This is a genomic window from Streptomyces lunalinharesii (assembly GCF_039532155.1).
Lineage (GTDB): Bacteria > Actinomycetota > Actinomycetes > Streptomycetales > Streptomycetaceae > Streptomyces > Streptomyces lunalinharesii.
Genome location: NZ_BAAARK010000021.1, coordinates 1 through 18978 on the forward strand (window position 1 = coordinate 1; position 18978 = coordinate 18978).

Below are 18978 nucleotides of genomic sequence, written 5' to 3' on the forward strand. Positions count from 1 at the left end.
ACGCCGCCATCGGAGCCTACGTCCGCTGGCGCAACACTCACGCGAAACCGAAGACAAACTTCGCCCCAGACTCAACGATCCGAACATGGACTCATTACCCCGCCAAGGCAGCGTGACGAGCCACTAGGACAAGAAGCGTCCTACATCGGCGCGGACCGCCCGCGCGCCGCGCCGCATCCCCCGGCCTCAGAGCGGGAACGACGTCCGCCCGTGCTGGATCGACACCCACTTCTGCGTCGTGAACGCCTCGACCGTGGACTCGCCGTTCAACCGCCCGATGCCGGAGAACTTCTCGCCGCCGAACGCCACCTGCGGCTCGTCGTGCACCGTCCCGTCGTTGACGTGCACCATCCCGGTCTCGATCCGCTGGGCGATCCGTGCCCCGCGCTCCACGTTGGCGGTGTGCACCGCCCCGCTGAGGCCGTACTGGGTGTCGTTGGCGATCCGCACCGCCTCGTCCTCGCCGTCGAACGGCACCAGCAGCGCCACCGGCCCGAACAGTTCCTGGCCGTGCAGGGCGGAGTCCGCGGGCAGCCCGGCCAGCACGCTCGGCTCGACGAGGTTGCCCTCGGTGCGGCCGCGCAGCAGCGCCGTGGCGCCCTCGGCTATCGCCCGGTCCACGAGCGAGGTCAGCGCCTCCGCCTGGAAGTTGTTGATCAGCGGGCCGATCTGGGTGCGCGGATCACGCGGGTCGCCGGTCCGCAGCGCCGCCACCTTGGCCACGAACTTCTCGGTGAACTCGGCCTCCACCGCCCGGTCCAGCAGCACCCGGTTGGCCGCCATGCAGACCTGCCCCTGGTAGACGAACCGGCTGAAGACCGCGGCGTCCACCGCGTAGTCGACGTCGGCGTCGTCCATCACGATCAGCGCGCTGTTGCCGCTGAGTTCGAGGACCACCCGCTTGAAGTGCCCGGCGCTGACCGACGCCACGTGCCGGCCGACCTTGTCCGAGCCGGCGAACGAGATCACCCGGGGCACCGGGTGCTCGATCAGCGCGTCCCCGATCTCCGCGATGTCGGTGATCAACACGTTGAGCAGGCCGGCCGGCAGCCCCGCGTCCTGGAACAGCTTGGCGATCAGGCCGCCGCCGGTGATGGGGGTGTTCTGGTTGGGCTTGATGACCACCGCGTTGCCCAGCGCCAGCGCCGGCGCCACGGACTTCATGGAGATCAGGAACGGGAAGTTGAACGGGCTGACCACGCCGATGACCCCGACCGGCCGGGTGTAGACGCGGTTCTCCTTGCCGTCCACCGGCGACGGCAGTATCCGGCCCTGCGGCCGCAGCGCCAGCTGGATCGCCTCGCGGACGAACTCCTTGGCGAGCCGCACCTCGTACTCCGCCTTGATGCGGGTGCCGCCCAGTTCGAGGACGAGGGCCTCGACGATCTCGTCCTCGTGCTCCTCGATCAGCCGCAGCAGCCGCTCGGTGACCTGCCGCCGTTCGTAGGGGTTCCGCAGCGCCCAGTCCCGCTGCGCCCGCTCGGCGGCGCGGTAGGCCGCGTCGACCTGGTCCACGCCGGCGACCGTGATCGACGCCAGCTTCTCCTGGTCGTAGGGGTTGAAATCGATGATGTCCCACGAGCCACTGCCGGCCCGCCACTCACCGTCGATGAACTGGTAGGCCAGGTCTGCGAAGAAGGACATGGCATCCCTACTCTGTGCGGCACTGCTCTGCGGGGGGCTGATCCAGCGTCATCCTACTGCCGGGTCAGGTGAGTTGGAGTAGACCACGCAGAAGATCCCTGGTGGCGGACGGGTTCGGGCTGTCCTCCTGGAGCCGCTCCATCGCCCGCTCGTAGAGCGCGACCTCCTCCGGCTTGTCCACGTAGAGGGCGCTGGTGAGCTGCTCCAGATAGACGACGTCGGACAGGTCGGACTCCGGGAAGCGCAGCATGGTGAACGCGCCGCTCTCCCCCGCGTGCCCGCCGAAGTTGAACGGCATCACCTGGAGCCGCACGTTCGGGCGCTCGGAGATGTCGATGAGGTGCTTCAACTGCCCCCGCATCACGGCCCGTCCGCCGTAGGGACGGCGCAGCGCGGCCTCGTCCAGGACGCAGTGCAGTTGCGGAGCCCGTTCTGATATCAGCAGCTTCTGCCGCTCCTGGCGCAGTGCGACCCGGCGCTGGATGTCGGCGGCCGACGCGTCCGGCATGCCGCGGGAGACCACGGCGTGCGCGTACTCCTCGGTCTGCAACAGCCCGTGGACGAACTGGACTTCGTAGACGCGCAGGAGCGAGGCAGCCCCTTCCAGGCCCACGTACGTCTGGAACCACCCCGGCAGCACGTCGCTGTAACTGTGCCACCAGCCCGCGACGTTCGCCTCCTTGGCCAGGGAGAGCAGCGCCTCGCGCTCCTGCTCGTCGCTCACGCCGTAGAGCGTGAGGAGATCTGCGACATCGCGTGCCTTGAAGCTCACCCTGCCCAACTCCATGCGGCTGATCTTCGATTCGGACGCACGGATCGAGTAGCCGGCCGCTTCACGGGTTATCCCGCGCGACTCACGCAGCCGACGGAGCTGGGATCCGAGCAGGATCCGCCGCACCACCGACCCGCCCGACTCACTTGCGGACACCTCTCTGACCCTCCTGTGACCCCACCCCGTCCAACAGTGGGCCGCAGTCTGCCACGTTCAGGCTTCGTTCAGTGCTCATGCGGTTACTGATATGTGCAGCCCCTGCAAGCCCTCCACAAGAAATCACAGGAAGAATACGGCGCTTATACGGCCAGCCCTACGCAATCGCGTCAGCTGCACGTGCATCTGCCCTTGCATCTGCCCTACGCATTGGGAACCATGGGCGTCGCACGCATGCACGCTCGTGAAAGATCCGCCAGATCCCCGGCTGACCGGCCTGGGTCATGACGTCCGCGAACGCCAGGAGTGCCTCGCATGGGGACCAAGGTTTCGACCATGCTCGACTTCGAGCCTTTATGGCAGGGCTTCCCGCCCGTCGACCCCCTGGCCGTCTCCGGTTCCGCGTCCTGCCCGCTCCCGCCCCGTTACGAATCGGTCGGCGGCGCCCGCAAGTTCACCCGCGAGACGCTCGTCGGCTGGGGCCTGGAGGAGCTCTTCGACGGCGTCGGCCTGGTGGTCTCCGAGCTCGTCACCAACGCCCTGCGGCACGCGGTCCTGGCCGCCCCCGAGCACCCCGGTTTCGGCGCGGACTTCACCGACGGCCACCTGCCCGCCCGGCTCCACCTGATGCGCTGGTCGTCCCGGCTGGTCTGTGCGGTGCGCGACCCCAGCGACGCCTCACCGGAGGCCGGCGAGGCGGACTCCGCCGACGAGTCGGGCCGCGGGCTCTACCTGGTGGACTCGTTCAGCGACAGCTGGGGTTGGCACCGGTTGTCCGGGGCCCGGCACGGCAAGATCGTGTGGGCCCTCTTCCGGCTGCCGTGAGGACCGCCGCACGGTCCGCACCGACCGGCTGACCGCTTCCGCCGTCCGCCCTCGCGCAACGGGCGCCCGCACGACGCGGGCGCCCGTCTTCCGTGTGCGCACCGACCGCCACCGCGTCGGCGCCGCCGGTCCGCTCAGTCGCGCACCAGGTGGTCGAACTCCCCGTCCTTGATGCCGAGCAGCATCGCCTCGACCTCCGCCGGCGTGTAGACCAGCGCCGGGCCGTCGGGGAAACGGGAGTTGCGCACCGCTATGTCGCCCCCGGGCAGCTTCGCGAATTCCACGCAGGAGCCCTGGGAATTGCTGTGCCGGCTCTTCTGCCAGGTCACGTCGCGGAGCTCCGTTGCGGCCATGCCGTTGTATGCGTGGGGCACAGGGCTCTCCCGGGTGGTGAACTCGGTGATAAACGGTGTCAACTGCCCGGGATCATAGCTGCGTTCACATGCGGATGCATGCGCAGATGCACGTGCACGACAGGGGGTGCCGGGCCGGTCACATTTTGTTGAGCACCTTCCCCAAAGCGTCCGTCACAATCGACCGCCAGCCACCACCCATGACGCGGTGTGCCTGCACCTGGTACGGGTCGTCGGGATCGAATCCCTCGTGGACGAGGAAGAGACGCGTGCCGCGCCCTTCGGGTTCCAAGGTCCAGGTGAGGGTCCAGTCGGCGCGGTTGCCCTGGCCCTCGTCGGCGTCCTGCCAGCGCAGCCGCAGCATCCGCTCCACCTCGAACGCGACGACCTCGGCGACCACCGTGCCGGAGAAGTTGGTGTTCGGCCGGGGCAGCGTCCGCATCTCGTAGCGGTGGCCGACCGCCAGCCGGAAGTCGCCGGGCATCATCCACTGCGCGAGCAGCTCCGGCTCGGTCAGCGCCCGCCAGACCTTGGCGGGCTGATGCGGCAGGAAGTGGTCTACGCGGAGCGTCGTCGCGTCCGCCGGGTCGTCGTCGGGGTCCGGGATGCCGTGGGTGTTCATTGCGCCTCTTCGTGGGGGATGCGGTCGAGCAGCTCGCCCAGGCTCGCGAGCTTCGCGCGCCAGAACCGCTCGTAGGGTCCGAGCCAGTCCTGCACCTCGCACAGCGGTGCGGCCTCCAGGCGGTAGATCCGCTGTCGGCCGACCCGCCGCTCGCTCACCAGCCCCGCCTCGCGCAGCACCTTCAGGTGCTCGGACAGGCTCGGCCGGCTCATCGCGAAGTGCTCGGCCAGCGCCCGGACCGGTTGCGGCCCGTCGTCGCGCAGCAGGCGGAGCAGCTCGCGCCGGGTGGCGTTGGCGAGCGCCGCGAAGATCCGGTCCTGATCGGTTGCGGACGGCATGGAGCGCGGCGGTGCAGGAGTGGCGTTCACACCCCCAAAATAAGTAGGAGATTCCCTACGCGTCAAACGTAGGGAATCTCCTACCGGTTGCGCGGGGCGGCGCCGGCTGCCGGGAGCCCCGCCCCCGCGAGGTCCGCGTCACCGCGCGGAGTACGGCAACAGCGCCATCTCCCGGGCGTTCTTGATCGCGCGGGACAGCTGCCGCTGCTGCCGGGCGGTGACCCGGGTGACCCGACGGCTGCGGATCTTGCCGCGGTCCGAGACGAACTTCCGCAGCAGATCGGTGTCCTTGTAGTCGACGTACGTGATCCCGGCCGCGTCCAGCGGGTTGCGGCGGGGCGCGGCCGTGCGGCGCGCGTCGTGGCGACGGGTCATGGCGGGGTTTCCTTCTCCGGGTGGAGGGACTGGTTCCGGGCGGGTAAACGGCCGGTTCACGAGTGGCCGGGGCGTCACGAGACCGGGTCGAGCAGCACGTCGAAGGCGGGCGACAGGCCCTTCCAGGCCGCCGGACCGCCCACGTACTCGGCGTCGGTGAGCAGGCAGGACGCCAACAGGTCGCGCAGCCCGGTGCGGTCCAGCCCGGGCGAGGTGAACGTCAGGTACTGCCCCCGGTCGCCGTGCTCGGGATGCCAGTCCAGCGCGGCGGCCGCCCGGCGCACCGGCGGCACCAGCTCCCAGGCGGCGTCCGGCAGCGCGGCCAGCCACGGCCCGGCGTTCTCCACGCACAACGCGCCGCCGGCGGCGTCCCAGGACAGCAGCGTGTCCGGCCGGTCGGCCAGCCAGAACCTGCCGCGGCTGCGGGCCGCCGCACACGTCAGGTCCTCCAGGGCCGCGTAGAGCCGCTCCGGGTGGAAGGGCCGGGCGCCGCGCCAGACGAAGGTGCCCACGCCGGCCGCCTCGGCCTCCTGTGGCAGCAGCGCGCAGGCCGGGTGCTGTCGGCTAGCCGCGGCCTCCACGTCGAAGCCGGCCAGTGCGGCGGCCGCCAGCTCCACGGAGTCCACCGCCACCTGACGCGCCATCGGGTGCAGCTGCGCCAGCAGCGCGTGGTCGGCGTCGTCCGCGGCCTCCTCCCCCGAGGCCACCGCCAGCACCGGGGCGTACTCCAGCTGCCGCGCCCAGGTGTCGGCGACCGTCCGCTGATCCGAGGCGGCGGCCGCCAGCCCGGCCTCGGCGAGGTCGTCGCCGCAGCTGAGGTAGGGCAGCAGCAGCGCCGGGTCGACCGCCGTGATCACGCCCGTCAGCGCCAGGTTCGCGCTGCCGCACGAGGTGACCACCTCGGCCATCGCCTTCGGCTCGACCGAGTCCCACAGCTCGACGATCGCCAGCCGGCAGGTCCGGCCGGCGGCCAGCCGCTCCAGTTCGGGCACCAGGTCCTCGCGCAACGCGCAGCAGGCGCAGTCGTTGACCAGCGGCACCTCACCGGTGTCCAGCGTGCCGCCGGCGTCGCGGACCGTGCGCCGCACGGTGCCGTCGGCCGCAGCGGCCAGGTCGTGGTGGAGGGCGACGCTGCCGGGGACGGTCCGCAGCAGCCGCTCGACGGCGGCCCGCCGGGCGTCCGCGTGCAGACCGCCCACCAGCGCCACGCTCAACCGCTCCATCAGCGGGCCCCGCGCTTGCCGTACCGGCGCTCGAAGCGCTCGACGCGGCCGGCGGTGTCCAACACCCGGGCGGCGCCCGTGTAGAAGGGGTGGCTCGCCGAGGAGATCTCGACGTCGATGACGGGATAGGTGTGGCCGTCCTCCCATTCGACCGTCTTGTCGCTGGTCAGGGTCGAACGGGTCAGGAAGGCGAAGTCCCCGGCCCGGTCGCGGAAGACGACGGGCCCGTAGGCGGGGTGGATTGTGGGCTTCATCGCGCTCAGCGCTCCTCTCGGAAGGTGACGTGCCGACCGACCACGGGGTCGTACTTGCGCAGTTCCAGGCGGTCGGGGTCGTTGCGGCGGTTCTTGCGGGTGACGTAGGTGAACCCGGTGCCGGCGGTGGACCGGAGCTTGATGACCGGGCGTATCTCGTTGCGGGCCATGCCAGGTAGTATACGCAAATGGTTTCCATTTTCAATAAGCCCACACAGGGCCCGACCACCGGAGGGACCGCACCATGTCCGCCCACTGCCAGCTGACCGGCCGCAAGCCGGGCTTCGGCAAGTCCATCTCCCACTCGCACCGCCGCACCTCCCGGCGCTTCGACCCCAACGTCCAGCGCAAGCGCTACTGGCTGGCGAGCGAGGGCCGCCACATCCGGCTGACCCTGAGCACCAAGGCCATCAGGACCGTCGACGCGATCGGCGTCGAAGCGGCCGTCGCCCGCATCCGCGCCCGGGGGGAGAAGGTCTGATGGCCAAGAAGAGCAAGATCGCCAAGAACGAGCGCCGACGCGCCACGGTCGCCCGGTACGCGGCCCGCCGGGCCGTCCTCAAGGCCGTCATCCGCGACCCGCGCGCCCCCGACGAGCAGCGCACCGCCGCCCGACGGGAGCTGTCCCGCCAGCCGCGGGACGCCAGCGCCACCCGCGTCCGCAACCGCGACGGCGTCGACGGCCGCCCGCGCGGCTACTTCCGGGCCTTCGGCCTCTCCCGGATCAACCTCCGCGACCAGGCCCACAAGGGCCACCTGCCGGGAGTCACCACGTCCAGCTGGTGAAGCCCCGCCCCGGCCGCCCGCCCCGGACCCGCCCCCTGGGCCGGGCGGCCGGGCCGTCCGGGTAATACTGGACAGCCCCACCACCCCGACGAAAGCGAGAGCGCCGTGCTGCGCAACGCCCTGGAGCCCTGGCACCTGATCCTGATCGTGGCCGTCCTCGTCCTGGTCTTCGGCTCCAAGAAGCTCCCCGACATGGCGCGCGGCCTCGGCCGCTCGATGCGCATCCTCAAGTCGGAGGCCAAGGCCCTCAAGGACGAGCGCCCCACCGAGGCCGCCCGCACGGAGCAGCCCGCCGGCCACTGACCCGGCCCCGCCCCGCCGAGGTCAGTGGTCGCCGCCCTCGTCGATCAGCCGCCGCACCTCGCGGTCGACCAGCCCCAGGCGGGCCTCCGCGACCAGCGGCACGGCCCGCCGCTGCCGCCGCGCCTCGGACGGGTCGATCTCCACGGTGACCAGCGCCGTCTCCCACTTGGGCGCCTGCGCCACCACCGCGCCCCGCGGGTCCACCACCCGCGAGCCGCCCCAGAACGACGCCCCGTGCTCGTTGCCGACCCGGTTGACGAAGACCACCCAGCACTGGAGCATCCGCGCCGTGTAGGACAACAGCGTGTCCCAGTAGAGCCCGGTGTCCATCGCCTCCGGATCCAGGCTCGCCGCACTGTTGGTCGGCACGAACAGCACCTCGGCCCCGTCCTGCACCGCCAGCCACGGCAGCACCGGCTGCCAGGCGTCGTTGCACACCAGCGTCGCCCCCCGCCCCCCGGTCGGCGACTTCGCCAGCTCGTACGCGCGCAGCGACTGCCCCGGACTGACGTGCTTGCGCTCCTCCCACGCCAGGTAGTTCGGCAGGTAGAGCTTGCGGTGCGCGTGCGCCAACTCCCCGTCCACGTAGTACGCGGACGTGTTGTACGCCCGCAGACTGGTGTGCTCGTGGAAGCCGATCAGCACGGCCGGCCCCAGCGTGCTCAGCTCCCGCAACCGCGGATCGCCCGTCTCCAGCGACGCGTCCCGTTTGAGCGCCCCCAAGTGATAGCCGTGCAGGCTGAGTTCGGGGAACACCACGAGATCCGCGCCCTGGACCGCCGCCTGCTCGATCTGCTCCCGGGCGACCCGCAGGTTCTCCGCCACGTCCCCCAGCACGCAGTCCGTCTGCGCCAACGCGATGAGCATGCCCCGCACCCCCTCAGCTAATTGCGTTTAATCGCTTTTACTACCTTCCTTGTCATTCCCCCCAAACATCCGGTTCCACCACATCCCACCAACGAGCGAAACGGCCGTCCGCCCCGTGCCGGCGGCCGTCATCGCGCGTTGATCCGCACGACCCGTCGTGCCCGCGGGCGGCCTCCAGCCGCAGCTCCGCCCGGTACCAGCGGTACGGCGGCCGCGGTCGGGACGTCCGGCGCCCACGGCGCCGCCCCGACCGGGTGGCCCTGGCCGAGCGGCCCGCCGCATCCGCTCGGCCGGCCGCCACGCCCCGGCGCCGCACGGCTCATCCCCGACGACCACGGACCCGGTGCAGCAACGCCACCCCGCCGAGCACCAACCCGCCACCGACCCCGGCGACCAGCCCCAGCCGTCGCGCCCCACTGGACGCCAGCAGCGCCTCCCCCACCGACTTGCCGGCCCGCGCCACCGCGCCCACCCGGGGATCCCGATAGCCGCGCACGCCCAAGCCCCGTCGGACCGCCCCCTCGGACACCCCGACCGGTCGCCGCTCCCGACGCCCCTCCGCACGACGTCCGGCCAACGGCGACCGCGAGGACCTCGCCCCGTTGCCGCACCGGATTCCCGAAGCGGGCCCCAACAAGGCCCGCACCCCGCCCAACGGGTTGCCGCACGCAGCGACCGGAGCCAGCGCCTCCGCCAGGACCACGCTCCCGGACGGCGCCCCGGGCGAACCCGCGACACCTCCCCGCGCACCGGCGCCCGCGAAGACCGGGCCGCCACCCACCCCCAGCACGCCCGCCGCCACCGCGACGACCAGGCACGCCCTCAGCCTCTGTCCCATGTCCCCTCACTCCGCAGTCCTCGCGCACGGACACCCCGCCCGCATCCCCGTGGCGCTCGCACGACCGGGCAGCCAACGGCGCACCCACCCGTTGGCCGCCCGGTGTCGCAAGCGGCGAATCGGCCGAAGCCGACGGCCGTCAGCGGTTCTTGACCCCGTTGCCCGAGAAGATCGGAATGTCGTCGAGGAGGTGCGACAGCGCCTCGTCGCCCTTGGCCTGGGTGGAGTTCCGCGCACACTGCTGGTTCTGCGGCGACGACAGCACGTTGATGTCCTGCACGGTGACCGGAATTCCGCCGATCAGCGAGCCGGCGTTCCCCTTGGCGGGCAGGCCGACGCACAGGTCGTTCAAGCTGCCCTGCACGAGCCCGAGTTGGGTGCTGCGCTTGCCGTGCGTCTTGGAGTTTCCGTACACGGACTTGGCGCCGTTGCCGTTGACGGTGCTGGTGCCGTCCTGGTCGCCGATCGCCATCGCTTCTTGAGCCGTCGCGGCCGAAATTCCGACGAGCGATGCCGCGATCGCCGCGGCCGCCATCATCTTCTTCATCGCGCTGAACCCTTCAAGAGAAGGAACCCCCGGCACGGGAGCCCTGTTTCAACAACACGCCGCGGCCGCCCGAGTTCCGCACCGTCACCCAAAGAGATGGTGATCGGACTCCCCAAAAGTCCTACAGCGCGCGCCACCGGCCCGGGAAATCACAAGAAATTCTCCCGGGCCGCATACTCATTTTCGGCCGGCATGCCAATGCCCCGGCAACCCCATCATTCTCGCGAGGGCATTGGCATGCATCCCTCCACACACTCTCATAACGATCCCGCCGAACCCCCAGCGGTCACGGGCGAATAACAATCCAAAAACCGCCGGGGCGACAAAGGAAAACCCGGGCCGCTCAGCTGCGAGAGCTGAGCGGCCCGGGCGGTGTTCACCCGATCAGCGGTTGTGGACGCCGTTCGCGGAGAGGACCGGGATGTCGTCCAGGATGTGCGACAGCGGCTCGTCGCCCTTGGCCTGGGTGGAGTTCTCGGTGCACTGCTGGTTCTGCGGCGACGACAGGACGTTGATGTCCTGGACCGAGACCGGAACCACGCCGGCCAGCGAACCGAGGTTCGCCTTGGCGGGCAGGCCGACGCAGGGCTTGTTGAGCGAGCCCTGGATCAGGCCGATCTGCGGGCTCATGTAACCGTACGTGGTCGAGTTTCCGAAGAACTGCTTCGAACCATTGCCGTTGACCGACGACGTGCCGTGCTGGTTACCAGTGGCCATCGCCTGGGGGGCAACGGCTGCGGCTACCCCAACAATGGAAGCAGCCGCGGCTGCGGTGGCCAGAGCCTTCTTGATCATTGTTGATCCTTCGTGTTTCGGGATGCCCTTGAGCCGGGCGATCTGACTAACTCAGAAGGGCACATTTAGTTGTGCTCATTCACTCAAATGAGCTTATTATCCGGATCACCTCTTGCCGACCGGGCATCCCGTCCCAAATTTTGCAGCCGTGATTCATCTTCCGGACCGGGGTCAACCTCGAAAATTCATTGACGCACACAGCGCCGATCCGACGGCTGAGGTTTCACTCGGCCGCATCGAATTCCCCGGGCAATCACCCGAGGCAGTCGCGCCGCGGTTCGCCGACCCGTCACTTGCCGAACGGCAGACCACCGAGCAGCGGAAGTTCCCTGGTGGCCCCCGTGGCGCCACCAACGATCTGCTTGGGGTGCTTGGCGGTCTTCTCCGCCCCCCGAACGGTGTCGACCAGCGGCTTGACCTGGCGACCGTCCACCTGCTGGTTGTTCAGCGCGTCCGCCAGCCCGCCGTTGAGACTCATGTGCGGCGAGGCCATGTTCGGCGAACCGGCATCGGCAGCGAAAGCGGGCACGGCCGCACCCAGCGCCAGGACGGAGCCGGCAACAGTTGCAGCAGACTTCGCGTACTTCACTTTCCACTGTCCCTTCTGGTGCGGTGCTCGAAGGAATCACGGCACCAGCGCCGCGTGAGCAGTCACTTCGCTGCTCGGACCACCGCATTCCCTCTGCCTAACGAGGGCCGACGCACCGAGAAACTGTGACGCTCCGATTCTTCGACCCCGCCCGTGAATGCTTTCGGGGCCACCCGGAACACGATCGTGAAGGGCCGGAAAACCGTCGGCCCCGGCACGCAACAAAGGCGAGCCGGGGCCGGCCACAACGACGCGGCTCGAACTGTGTCGATCAGACGTTGACGCAGCGGTTGCCGAAGGCCGGGTTCAGGATCCCGATGAAGCTGGCCGTGTTTCCGCACACGTTGACCGGGATGTGGATCGGAACCTGGATGACGTTCCCGGAGATCACGCCCGGGGAACGCTTGGCACCGCCCGTGGCGTGCGCGTCGGCGAATGCCGGCGCGGCAACGCCCACTGCCATGAGCGTGCCTGCGGTGACTGCTGCGACCTTTGCGTACTTCACTTTCAGCCCTTCCTGCAGCGGGATCCGTAGCACACACGACCGTCGTGTCGCACGGGCGTGAATCTGCTCGCCCGTAACTCCGCTGCCGATATTGGTAACGATTTCCCGTGCCCCGCGAAACTCCCGAAGAGGAGTTTTCGGAGAAATCGCCCGAATGTCGCAAAGGTTTTGTGGCGCCCCATTCATATAAAGAAAAAACACGGAAATTCGAACGGGAGGGTTACTCACCGAATGCGAATTCCGGCCGGGAAGGGGCCGGGCATTTTCGTCCCGGCGCCTCCTCGGACGTGCCGCAGGTCCGGAGGGCCTCAAGGAACACGAGGACCGGCGCCCGGGCCTGCGGCCGGAGTCGACCGACTCAGCGGTTGCCGATGCCGTTGGCCGACAGGGCCGGGATGTCGGACAGGATGTGCGACAGCGCCTCGTCGCCCTTGGCCTGGGTGGAGTTCTCGACGCACTGCTGGTTCTGCGGCGACGACAGCACCTTGACGTCCTGGACCGAGACCGGAATGCCACCGAACAGCGAGCCGACGTCCCCCTTGAGCGGCAGGCCCACGCAGAGCTTGTTCAACGACCCCTGGACGAACTCCATTTGCGGGCTCATCCGGCCATGCGTGGTGGAGTTGCCGAAGACGGCGTCGGAACGGTTGCCGTTGACCGTGGAGGTGCCGTGGCGATCGCCGACCGCCATCGCCTGCGGGGCGACGGCCGCCGAGACGCCGACCAGGGAAGCGGCTACTGCCGTCGTGGCCAGGACCTTCTTGATCACTGTTTACCCTTCTGGAAGCGGAGCGCCCGTGTCGGGAGCGCACTGGCTCAACTCGCCTCGCGGGGTGCGGTTTCGCGGATTCACCCGAATGCCACGCCATCCGTAGACCCATATCACTGCGTCCGCGCGTCAACGTAGGCCGCCGGAGTGCGTTTTGGCGGTACCGGACGACAAGTCGTCTGCCTCGTGTGCGAATTCCGCACGGAAAAGGCCCGCCCCGGAACGGGGCGGGCCTCCATCACCAGAAGGTGATCACTTGTTGATGCAGCGGTTGCCGAACGCCGGGTTGAGCGCACCGATGACGTCGACGGTGTTGCCGCACACGTTGACCGGGACGTGGATCGGCACCTGGATGAGGTTGCCGGAGATCACGCCGGGCGAACCCACGGCGGCACCCTTGGCGTGGGCGCCATCGCCGTGCCCGGAGGCACTGGCGATGCCAGCGCCTCCGACGACGGCAATGCCCGCGGCGGCGGACAGGACAACGGCCTTGGAGACAAACTTCACGGTGAACCTCTTTACTGAGCAGCATTCAGGTTTCTGTGCGCGCCGCCTGGAGCGACAAGCAGTTCAACGCAACAAACCGGGCAAAAGTAGCGGCCCAAACGGGTGATAGTTGGCGGTAAGTGCCGTACGGGGCAGATGTGGTTTCCGCGGTGAATTCGCGTAGAGCGCCCGTCCCGGCGGCACGTTGCCCGGTCCGTCGTTCCTCACCCGCGTCATCGTCACACGTCGACCGTCACGTACCGGTGATTGGCGCCTCCGTCGCGCCTCTTCGCTGTGGCGCCAAAATCCGTGCCGGACGCGAAGGCGCTGGTCAAGGGCATTGTCAGACCCTGGTGCAAGACTCGGGGCATGAGATGGGCGGTGGCGGAGACGGGCGACGGGGGTGTTCGTCTCTGCCCGCTCACTCAGGACGGGCGGCCCGCCGGTCCGGTGGTGCGGGAGTCCTCGCTCACCGGGGCGGTGCGGTCCCGCCCGGAGGTCGAGCGGTGGGTGTGGCGGTCCACGACCGAGACCTATCGACGGCTGTTGGCGGCCGGGGTGCGGGTCGAGCGGTGCTACGACGTCGAGGCCGCCGAGGCGCTGCTGATCGGCCACGAGGAGGGACAGTCGGGCCAGCCCCACTCGCTGGCCGCCGCCTGGGCCCGGTTGCACGGCCTGCCGGTGCCGGCCGACGCGCCGCTGCGCACCGCCGAGACCCAACCGTCCCTGTTCGAGCCGGGACCGGTGCCGTTGCCGCCCGACACCGACGAGTTCACCGCGCTGCTGGAGGTCTACGCCGGCCAACTCGCCCGTACGGCGCGGGCCGAGCACCCGGACCGCATGCGGCTGCTGCTGGCGTCCGAGTCGGCGGGCATGCTGGTCGCCACGGAATTGTCCCGGACCGGCATTCCCTGGCGGGCGGACGTGCACCGCGAGGTGTTGGACGGCCTGCTGGGCGAGCGTTTCCCCGGCGGGTTGGAACCCCGGCGCATGGCGGAGCTGGCCGACGAGGTGTCGCGGGCCTTCGGGGCGGGCGTGCGAGTCCGGCCCGATCTGCCCAACGACATCATCCGGGCCTTCGCCCGCGCCGGGATCGCCCTCTCCTCGACCCGCAAGTGGGAACTGCAACAGGTCGACCACCCCGCGGTGGCACCGTTGTTGGCGTACAAATCGCTCTACCGCCTGTACACCGCCCACGGTTGGTCCTGGCTCCACCAGTGGGTGCACGACGGCCGGTTCCACCCCGAGTACCTGCCCGGCGGCACGGTCACCGGCCGGTGGACCACCAATGGTGGCGGCGCGTTGCAGATCCCCAAGGTGATCCGGCAAGCGGTGCGGGCCGACCCGGGGTGGCGCCTGGTGGTGGCCGACGCCGCCCAGATGGAACCGCGGGTGCTGGCCGCCGTCTCCCGTGACCAGGGCCTGATGGAGGTCGCCGGCACCGGCACGGACCTCTACGCGGACCTGGCGGCCCGCGCCTTCGGCGGCGACCGCGACCGCGCCAAACTCGCTCTGCTGGGCGCCATGTACGGCCAGACCTCGGGCGACGGCCTGAAGCACATGGCCGATCTGCGCCGGCGCTACCCGGCCGCGGTGGCGTACGTCGACGACGCGGCCCGGGCCGGCGAGGAGGGCCGGCTGGTGCGCACCTGGTTGGGCCGCACCTGCCCGCCCGCCTCGGTGGCACCGCCCGACGAGGCGGGCCTGCCCCAGGAGGAGGAACGGCCCGCCGGCTACGGCAGCACCTCGGCGGCGCGCGCCCGTGGCCGCTTCACCCGCAACTTCGTCGTGCAGGGCAGCGGCGCCGACTGGGCCCTGCTGGTGCTGGCCGCGCTGCGCCACGCGATGGCCCGCGCCGGTCTCCGCGCCGAGCTGGTCTTCTTCCAGCACGACGAGGTGATCGTGCACTGCCCGGCGGAGGAGGCCGCCACGGTCGCCGAGGCCATCGCGGTGGCGGCCGCCACCGCGGGCCGGCTCGCCTTCGGCCCGACACCAGTGCGGTTCCCGTTCACCACGGCGGTGGTGGAGTGCTACGCGGACGCGAAATGACCACGGGGGACGGACGGGTGGCCGGTCCGGCGGGTGCGCGCCCCCGGGTGCCGCCTACTCCCGTCCGGCCCCTTCCGGGAGCAGGCCGCGCGTGAGGCGGGACATCGCGGCGACCAGGACCGCGCGCGGGGTGTCGGGGCGCTCCAGCCACCACAGCGCGAGGCCGTAGAGCGAGCTGCGGATCGCCTCGCCCAGGGGCTCCAGTTCGGCCTCGGGGACGTCGGGCGCCACCTCGCGCAGCAGGGCCACGTCCGTCGCCCGTTGCCTGCGCTGGAGTTCGCGGTGGAACGCCTGCACCTCGGGGTCGCCGGTGGTGTCGCGGAACATCATCCGCCAGGTGTACGGATGGCTCTGCACGTGGCCGAACCAGGCGTCGTACATCGCCTCCATCCGGGTGTGCAGAGCGCCTTCGCCGTGCAGGAGTTCGCGCAGCGGCGCGGCGGCCAGTTCGTCGCGGTGCCGTTCCAACAGGACGAGGTGCAGTTCCTGCTTGGAGTCGAAGTGGCGGTAGAGCATCGGCTTGCTCAGGCCCGCCTCGGCGGCGATCTCCCCGATGGTGGTGCCCGCGAAGCCGCGCTCCGCGAACAGCCGGGCCGCCGCGTCCTCGATGCGCGTCCTGGCCTCCGCGCGGGCGGCGCGGCTGCGGTCGATCTCGTTCATCGGGCGTCCTCGTGGCTCTCTCGGATGGCGTGCTTCTCGTCGTTCTCGGGCTGCCCACCGGCCGCTGCGGTCGCTGGCGCGCTCACCGCTCGGGTGGTGCCGGGCGCGCGCGACCCCGCCCGCGTGCAGGAATCTGGCGCGTTCTGCCGTGGCATTCGCCTCGCAATTGTCTCCGCCGTGCGGCATACTATGTCGTGTACCACATGGTATACGCATGGGTAACTTAACGGTTGCCCCTGCGCCGGGACGGACGGGGGTCCGACATGATCGTTTCCGTGCACCTCGGCGTGCGCGCCGCGCGCACCGCCCTCGGTCGTCCTCCGCGGCCGGGCGCCGTCCCCGGCCTGCGGTTCGCCACCACCGCCCTGACCGGCGCCCTCGCCGCCGGTCCGCCCGCCGTGCGCCCAGGCCGGGCGGCACTACTCGCCTCGTGGGACGACGACGCCGCCCTGGACCGCTTCCTCGCCGAAGACCCCCTGGCCCGGCGGCTGGCGGGCGGCTGGCAGGTGCGGCTGCGGCCGGTGCGGGTCCTGGGCGCGTGGAGTCCGCTGCCGGTCGAGACCGACCCGGACGCCGCCCTCACCGACGAGGACGGACCGGTCGCCGTGCTCACCCTCGGCTCGCTGCGGTTGCGCCGCACGGTCCCGTTCTTGCGGGCCAACTCCCGTGCCGCCGGGCGGGCCGCGGCCGATCCGTCGATGCTCGCCGCCGTCGCGCTGGCCAGACCTCCCCGGTTCGTCGCCACGTTCTCGATATGGCGGACCGTCTCCGCGATGAGCCGCTACGCGTACGGCACCGCACACCCGCAGCACCGGGCGACCATCCGGGAGCACCGCGCCGAGCCGTTCCACCACGAGGCGGCGTTCGTCCGTTGTCGGCCCTACGGCGCACGGGGCACGCTCGACGGGAGCGATCCGATGGCCACGGCCGCTCGGGACCCGTCACGCCCTAAACTCGCCGGGTAGGGGGCCGTCGACCGACGGGCGGCCGGGATCCGAGCCATTCACTCCGTCCGAGCCGTCCGAGCCGCGAAGGGACCAGCGTTGACCGACACCGAAGGGGCCGCCGACGCCCCGGTCGCGAGTGAGGCGCCGGTCACCAAGCTGAGCCCCAAGGACCGCCGCAAGCGGATCACCGACCGGGTGCTGGCCGAGGGCCAGGTGAGCATCGAGGAACTGGTCCTGGAGCTCGGCGTCAGCCAGATGACGGTGCATCGCGATCTGGACGCCCTGGAGCACCAGGGCTGGCTGCGCAAGGTGCGCGGCGGGGCCACCGCCACCCCCAGCGCGCTCTTCGAATCCACGGCGCGCTGGCGCGGCAACGAGCAGGTGGCGGCGAAGGAGGCGATCTGCGCGGCCGCACTGGCCATGGCCGAGCCGGGCCAGGCCGTGATCATCGACGACTCCAGCACGGCGCTGCCGCTGGCGCGCGCGCTCTCCTCACGCGGCGCGTTCACCGTCATCACCAACTCCCTCCAGGTCATCAACGAGCTGGCGGAGGAGCCCGACATCCGGGTGATCGCGCTGGGCGGCGAGTACCACGCGGCGTTCAACGCCTTCCTCGGCATGTCCACCGCCGACATCGCCCGCAGCTTCCGCGCGGACATCGCCTTCTTGTCCACCTCCGCGGTCGACAACGGCCACTGCTACCACCAGGCGCAGGAGAACGTGCTGGTCAAGCGGGCCCTGATGGCCGCCGCCCGGCGCAAGGTCCTGCTCGTGGACCACTCGAAGTTCGGCCGCCAGGCCCTCTACGAACTCGCGCCGCTGGCCGACTTCGATCTCGTCATCTCCGATGAACACCTTCCCCAGGAGGAGCGGGACGCGCTTCAATCCCTGGGAGTGCGTTACGAGTTGGCGACGGAGGGGAGCAGACGGGGATGAGCGACGGCAACGACGGCAACCGCAACAGCCACGACGGCGTGGAGCGCATCAACCCTCCGCACCTCGCGCCGCCGACCGGATTCAGCCACGCCGTGCGCATCGCCGCCCCCGGCACGCTGGTGTTCCTGGCCGGGCAGACCGCACTCGACGGCACGGGCCGGATCGTCGGCAACGGCATCGTCGAGCAGTTCGAGCGGGCGCTCGGCAACCTCCTGGAGGTGGCGTCCGCGGCCGGCGCCGCCCCGTCCGACCTGGCCAAGCTCACCGTCTTCGCGGTCGACGTGGCCGACTACCGCCGCCACGCGAAGGAGCTCGGCCGGGTGTGGAAGCGCCTGGTCGGCGGGGACTTCCCGGCCATGGCCGTGATCGGCGCCACCCGACTGTGGGACGAGACGGCCCTGGTGGAGATCGAGGGCATCGCGGTGGTGCGGGAGGACCGCACGGCGCCGCGGTAGCCCGGGCACTGGGGCCCCCTGCCGGGCGGCCCCAATCACCCGGCTCCCCGCCTCACTCCCCGTACGTCGCCACCAGCGCCTCCGCGTCCGCCGCGGACAGCGTGATCCCGAATGCGGTGTCCAACAGGCCCGGGATCTCCTCCGGAGCGGCCTCCCGCACCTCCCGGGACCAGTCCGGCCGGGTCAGCGTCAGCTCCCGTCCGACCAGCGTGCGGCGCAGCTCGGAGCCCGGCTTCTGCACCACGATCTTGCCGGTGAACGGCGACCGTGGGTGTGTCGATATGTAGTGGTTGAAGACGGCGTAGTCGGCCGGGAAACGCTGCTCGGTCCCGAAGGCGTACAGGTCGAACCACCCGTCCGCGTGCCGCGACCGCAGCACCCACGCCTCGGACTCCTTCTCGTACACGAGGCCGAAGGTCCAGGCGCCCTGTGCCTCCTCGACGCCGTCCCGCAACGGGAGCGGGGCCAGCAGCGCCTCACCGCCGAAACCGACGTCAGTGATCCACTCCGTGCCGGCCAGCTCCACCTTCAGCAGGGCGTGGGTGACCGCGCGGACCTTGTCCTCGCCCATCCGGATCCGGGCGCCGAGCCCGGAGACCTGGAAGCCGAGGCGTTCCAGGGCGGCCGCGTAGAGGAGGTTCTGCTCGTAGCAGTAGCCACCGCGCCGCTGCCGCACCATCTTGGCCTGGAGCGCCTCCAGGTCGAGCAGGATCGGGCGGCCCAGCACGATCTCCACGTTCTCGAAACCGATGGCGGCGCCGTGCGCGGCGTGCAGCGCCCGCAGTGTCTCCAGGGTCGGCCGGCGGTCGCCCGCGTAGCCGATGCGCGCCAGGTAGGCGTTTAGATCGAGTTGCTCGCCGCCCCACGTGGATCCGGTCATGGTG

At 70.6% G+C, this 18978-nt stretch carries 27 protein-coding genes; 8 read left to right on the plus strand and 19 right to left on the minus strand.

Features of this window, described 5'->3' with window-relative positions; translation table 11 throughout:
- Positions 1-186 precede the first annotated feature (186 nt).
- On the minus strand, positions 187-1644 hold the full coding sequence (locus tag ABD385_RS27010; RefSeq protein WP_344580855.1) for an aldehyde dehydrogenase family protein: 1458 nt from the start codon (positions 1642-1644) through the stop codon (positions 187-189).
- 64 nt (positions 1645-1708) lie between these two features.
- Positions 1709-2572 (minus strand): helix-turn-helix domain-containing protein, encoded by an 864-nt coding sequence (locus ABD385_RS27015; RefSeq protein WP_344580856.1) that lies wholly within the window; start codon positions 2570-2572, stop codon positions 1709-1711.
- 315 nt (positions 2573-2887) lie between these two features.
- Here ABD385_RS27015 and ABD385_RS27020 point away from each other — a divergent pair, with 315 nt between their 5' ends.
- Positions 2888-3397: an ATP-binding protein gene (locus ABD385_RS27020; protein WP_344580857.1), complete on the plus strand. Its 510-nt coding sequence runs from the start codon at positions 2888-2890 to the stop codon at positions 3395-3397.
- A 134-nt stretch (positions 3398-3531) separates the two neighbouring features.
- Here ABD385_RS27020 and ABD385_RS27025 read toward each other — a convergent pair whose 3' ends face one another.
- The 7 genes from ABD385_RS27025 to rpmG all read right to left on the minus strand — a co-directional run bounded on the left by ABD385_RS27025 (position 3532) and on the right by rpmG (position 6732).
- Complete coding sequence (locus ABD385_RS27025) at positions 3532-3771, minus strand: DUF397 domain-containing protein (RefSeq protein ID WP_044378415.1); 240 nt, start codon at positions 3769-3771, stop codon at positions 3532-3534.
- Between the two features lie 118 nt (positions 3772-3889).
- Positions 3890-4372 (minus strand): SRPBCC family protein, encoded by a 483-nt coding sequence (locus ABD385_RS27030; RefSeq protein ID WP_344580858.1) that lies wholly within the window; start codon positions 4370-4372, stop codon positions 3890-3892.
- The gene (locus ABD385_RS27035) at positions 4369-4710 is read right to left on the minus strand and encodes an ArsR/SmtB family transcription factor (protein WP_344581131.1); all 342 of its coding nucleotides are present in this window, start codon (positions 4708-4710) and stop codon (positions 4369-4371) included. Before ABD385_RS27035 ends, ABD385_RS27030 begins: the two co-directional genes overlap by 4 nt.
- 138 nt (positions 4711-4848) lie before the next feature.
- On the minus strand, positions 4849-5085 hold the full coding sequence (rpsR, locus tag ABD385_RS27040; RefSeq protein WP_344580859.1) for a 30S ribosomal protein S18: 237 nt from the start codon (positions 5083-5085) through the stop codon (positions 4849-4851).
- 74 nt (positions 5086-5159) lie between these two features.
- Entirely contained in the window at positions 5160-6308 is a 1149-nt protein-coding gene (locus ABD385_RS27045) for a CobW family GTP-binding protein (RefSeq protein WP_344580860.1), read from the minus strand.
- Positions 6308-6562 carry a type B 50S ribosomal protein L31 gene (locus ABD385_RS27050; protein WP_344580861.1) on the minus strand — a complete coding sequence of 85 codons (255 nt, stop codon included), beginning with the start codon at positions 6560-6562 and terminating at the stop codon, positions 6308-6310. The genes ABD385_RS27045 and ABD385_RS27050 overlap by 1 nt, the downstream gene beginning before the upstream one ends.
- 5 nt (positions 6563-6567) lie before the next feature.
- Positions 6568-6732 (minus strand): 50S ribosomal protein L33, encoded by a 165-nt coding sequence (rpmG, locus tag ABD385_RS27055; RefSeq protein WP_344580863.1) that lies wholly within the window; start codon positions 6730-6732, stop codon positions 6568-6570.
- A gap of 74 nt (positions 6733-6806) precedes the next feature.
- On the opposite strand from rpmG, the gene rpmB reads away from it, so the two are divergent.
- From rpmB to tatA, 3 genes are all read left to right on the plus strand, one after another.
- Positions 6807-7043 (plus strand): 50S ribosomal protein L28, encoded by a 237-nt coding sequence (gene rpmB / locus ABD385_RS27060; protein ID WP_344580864.1) that lies wholly within the window; start codon positions 6807-6809, stop codon positions 7041-7043.
- Positions 7043-7348: a 30S ribosomal protein S14 gene (gene rpsN / locus ABD385_RS27065; protein ID WP_344580867.1), complete on the plus strand. Its 306-nt coding sequence runs from the start codon at positions 7043-7045 to the stop codon at positions 7346-7348. The genes rpmB and rpsN overlap by 1 nt, the downstream gene beginning before the upstream one ends.
- Before the next feature lie 105 nt (positions 7349-7453).
- Positions 7454-7651 (plus strand): Sec-independent protein translocase subunit TatA, encoded by a 198-nt coding sequence (gene tatA / locus ABD385_RS27070; protein ID WP_344580870.1) that lies wholly within the window; start codon positions 7454-7456, stop codon positions 7649-7651.
- 21 nt (positions 7652-7672) lie between these two features.
- Here the strand turns inward: tatA and ABD385_RS27075 are convergent, their stop codons facing one another.
- From ABD385_RS27075 to ABD385_RS27110, 8 genes are all read right to left on the minus strand, one after another.
- The gene (locus ABD385_RS27075) at positions 7673-8518 is read right to left on the minus strand and encodes a nitrilase-related carbon-nitrogen hydrolase (RefSeq protein ID WP_344580872.1); all 846 of its coding nucleotides are present in this window, start codon (positions 8516-8518) and stop codon (positions 7673-7675) included.
- Between the two features lie 319 nt (positions 8519-8837).
- On the minus strand, positions 8838-9356 hold the full coding sequence (locus tag ABD385_RS27080) for a chaplin family protein (protein ID WP_344580875.1): 519 nt from the start codon (positions 9354-9356) through the stop codon (positions 8838-8840).
- 139 nt (positions 9357-9495) lie between these two features.
- On the minus strand, positions 9496-9903 hold the full coding sequence (locus ABD385_RS27085) for a rodlin (RefSeq protein ID WP_344580876.1): 408 nt from the start codon (positions 9901-9903) through the stop codon (positions 9496-9498).
- Positions 9904-10287: 384 nt separating this feature from the next.
- A complete protein-coding gene (locus tag ABD385_RS27090) occupies positions 10288-10698 on the minus strand; it encodes a rodlin (protein WP_344580878.1) in 411 nt (136 codons plus the stop codon).
- Between the two features lie 289 nt (positions 10699-10987).
- The gene (locus ABD385_RS27095) at positions 10988-11287 is read right to left on the minus strand and encodes a hypothetical protein (RefSeq protein WP_344580880.1); all 300 of its coding nucleotides are present in this window, start codon (positions 11285-11287) and stop codon (positions 10988-10990) included.
- Positions 11288-11558: 271 nt separating this feature from the next.
- The gene (locus ABD385_RS27100; protein WP_344580881.1) at positions 11559-11792 is read right to left on the minus strand and encodes a chaplin; all 234 of its coding nucleotides are present in this window, start codon (positions 11790-11792) and stop codon (positions 11559-11561) included.
- A 358-nt stretch (positions 11793-12150) separates the two neighbouring features.
- Entirely contained in the window at positions 12151-12561 is a 411-nt protein-coding gene (locus ABD385_RS27105; protein ID WP_344580884.1) for a rodlin, read from the minus strand.
- A 252-nt stretch (positions 12562-12813) separates the two neighbouring features.
- Positions 12814-13068, minus strand: coding sequence for a chaplin (locus ABD385_RS27110; RefSeq protein WP_344580888.1), 255 nt, complete (start codon positions 13066-13068; stop codon positions 12814-12816).
- 348 nt (positions 13069-13416) lie between these two features.
- Here ABD385_RS27110 and ABD385_RS27115 point away from each other — a divergent pair, with 348 nt between their 5' ends.
- The gene (locus ABD385_RS27115; RefSeq protein WP_344580890.1) at positions 13417-15096 is read left to right on the plus strand and encodes a bifunctional 3'-5' exonuclease/DNA polymerase; all 1680 of its coding nucleotides are present in this window, start codon (positions 13417-13419) and stop codon (positions 15094-15096) included.
- A 54-nt stretch (positions 15097-15150) separates the two neighbouring features.
- On the opposite strand, the gene ABD385_RS27120 is transcribed toward ABD385_RS27115, so the two are convergent.
- Positions 15151-15756, minus strand: a complete 606-nt coding sequence (locus tag ABD385_RS27120) for a TetR/AcrR family transcriptional regulator (RefSeq protein ID WP_344580893.1) — start codon at positions 15754-15756, stop codon at positions 15151-15153.
- Between the two features lie 263 nt (positions 15757-16019).
- Between ABD385_RS27120 and ABD385_RS27125 the strand changes: the two genes are divergently transcribed.
- The 3 genes from ABD385_RS27125 to ABD385_RS27135 all read left to right on the plus strand — a co-directional run bounded on the left by ABD385_RS27125 (position 16020) and on the right by ABD385_RS27135 (position 18094).
- Positions 16020-16721 (plus strand): spheroidene monooxygenase, encoded by a 702-nt coding sequence (locus tag ABD385_RS27125; RefSeq protein ID WP_344580896.1) that lies wholly within the window; start codon positions 16020-16022, stop codon positions 16719-16721.
- 78 nt (positions 16722-16799) lie between these two features.
- Positions 16800-17639 (plus strand): DeoR/GlpR family DNA-binding transcription regulator, encoded by an 840-nt coding sequence (locus ABD385_RS27130; RefSeq protein ID WP_344580899.1) that lies wholly within the window; start codon positions 16800-16802, stop codon positions 17637-17639.
- Positions 17636-18094, plus strand: a complete 459-nt coding sequence (locus ABD385_RS27135; protein WP_344580901.1) for a RidA family protein — start codon at positions 17636-17638, stop codon at positions 18092-18094. The genes ABD385_RS27130 and ABD385_RS27135 overlap by 4 nt, the downstream gene beginning before the upstream one ends.
- A 52-nt stretch (positions 18095-18146) precedes the next feature.
- Here the strand turns inward: ABD385_RS27135 and ABD385_RS27140 are convergent, their stop codons facing one another.
- On the minus strand, positions 18147-18974 hold the full coding sequence (locus ABD385_RS27140; RefSeq protein WP_344580905.1) for an arylamine N-acetyltransferase family protein: 828 nt from the start codon (positions 18972-18974) through the stop codon (positions 18147-18149).
- Positions 18975-18978 lie beyond the last annotated feature (4 nt).

Bases quoted from the DNA above. Each gene is read 5' to 3' on its own strand.
- ABD385_RS27010 (WP_344580855.1), bottom strand. From the start codon at position 1,644: ATGTCCTTCTTCGCAGACCTGGCCTACCAGTTCATCGACGGTGAGTGG.
- ABD385_RS27020 (WP_344580857.1), top strand. From the start codon at position 2,888: ATGGGGACCAAGGTTTCGACCATGCTCGACTTCGAGCCTTTATGGCAG.
- ABD385_RS27030 (WP_344580858.1), bottom strand. From the start codon at position 4,372: ATGAACACCCACGGCATCCCGGACCCCGACGACGACCCGGCGGACGCG.
- ABD385_RS27035 (WP_344581131.1), bottom strand. From the start codon at position 4,710: ATGCCGTCCGCAACCGATCAGGACCGGATCTTCGCGGCGCTCGCCAAC.
- rpsR (WP_344580859.1), bottom strand. From the start codon at position 5,085: ATGACCCGTCGCCACGACGCGCGCCGCACGGCCGCGCCCCGCCGCAAC.
- ABD385_RS27045 (WP_344580860.1), bottom strand. From the start codon at position 6,308: ATGGAGCGGTTGAGCGTGGCGCTGGTGGGCGGTCTGCACGCGGACGCC.
- ABD385_RS27050 (WP_344580861.1), bottom strand. From the start codon at position 6,562: ATGAAGCCCACAATCCACCCCGCCTACGGGCCCGTCGTCTTCCGCGAC.
- rpmG (WP_344580863.1), bottom strand. From the start codon at position 6,732: ATGGCCCGCAACGAGATACGCCCGGTCATCAAGCTCCGGTCCACCGCC.
- rpmB (WP_344580864.1), top strand. From the start codon at position 6,807: ATGTCCGCCCACTGCCAGCTGACCGGCCGCAAGCCGGGCTTCGGCAAG.
- rpsN (WP_344580867.1), top strand. From the start codon at position 7,043: ATGGCCAAGAAGAGCAAGATCGCCAAGAACGAGCGCCGACGCGCCACG.
- ABD385_RS27075 (WP_344580872.1), bottom strand. From the start codon at position 8,518: ATGCTCATCGCGTTGGCGCAGACGGACTGCGTGCTGGGGGACGTGGCG.
- ABD385_RS27080 (WP_344580875.1), bottom strand. From the start codon at position 9,356: ATGGGACAGAGGCTGAGGGCGTGCCTGGTCGTCGCGGTGGCGGCGGGC.
- ABD385_RS27085 (WP_344580876.1), bottom strand. From the start codon at position 9,903: ATGAAGAAGATGATGGCGGCCGCGGCGATCGCGGCATCGCTCGTCGGA.
- ABD385_RS27090 (WP_344580878.1), bottom strand. From the start codon at position 10,698: ATGATCAAGAAGGCTCTGGCCACCGCAGCCGCGGCTGCTTCCATTGTT.
- ABD385_RS27115 (WP_344580890.1), top strand. From the start codon at position 13,417: ATGAGATGGGCGGTGGCGGAGACGGGCGACGGGGGTGTTCGTCTCTGC.
- ABD385_RS27120 (WP_344580893.1), bottom strand. From the start codon at position 15,756: ATGAACGAGATCGACCGCAGCCGCGCCGCCCGCGCGGAGGCCAGGACG.
- ABD385_RS27125 (WP_344580896.1), top strand. From the start codon at position 16,020: ATGATCGTTTCCGTGCACCTCGGCGTGCGCGCCGCGCGCACCGCCCTC.
- ABD385_RS27135 (WP_344580901.1), top strand. From the start codon at position 17,636: ATGAGCGACGGCAACGACGGCAACCGCAACAGCCACGACGGCGTGGAG.
- ABD385_RS27140 (WP_344580905.1), bottom strand. From the start codon at position 18,974: ATGACCGGATCCACGTGGGGCGGCGAGCAACTCGATCTAAACGCCTAC.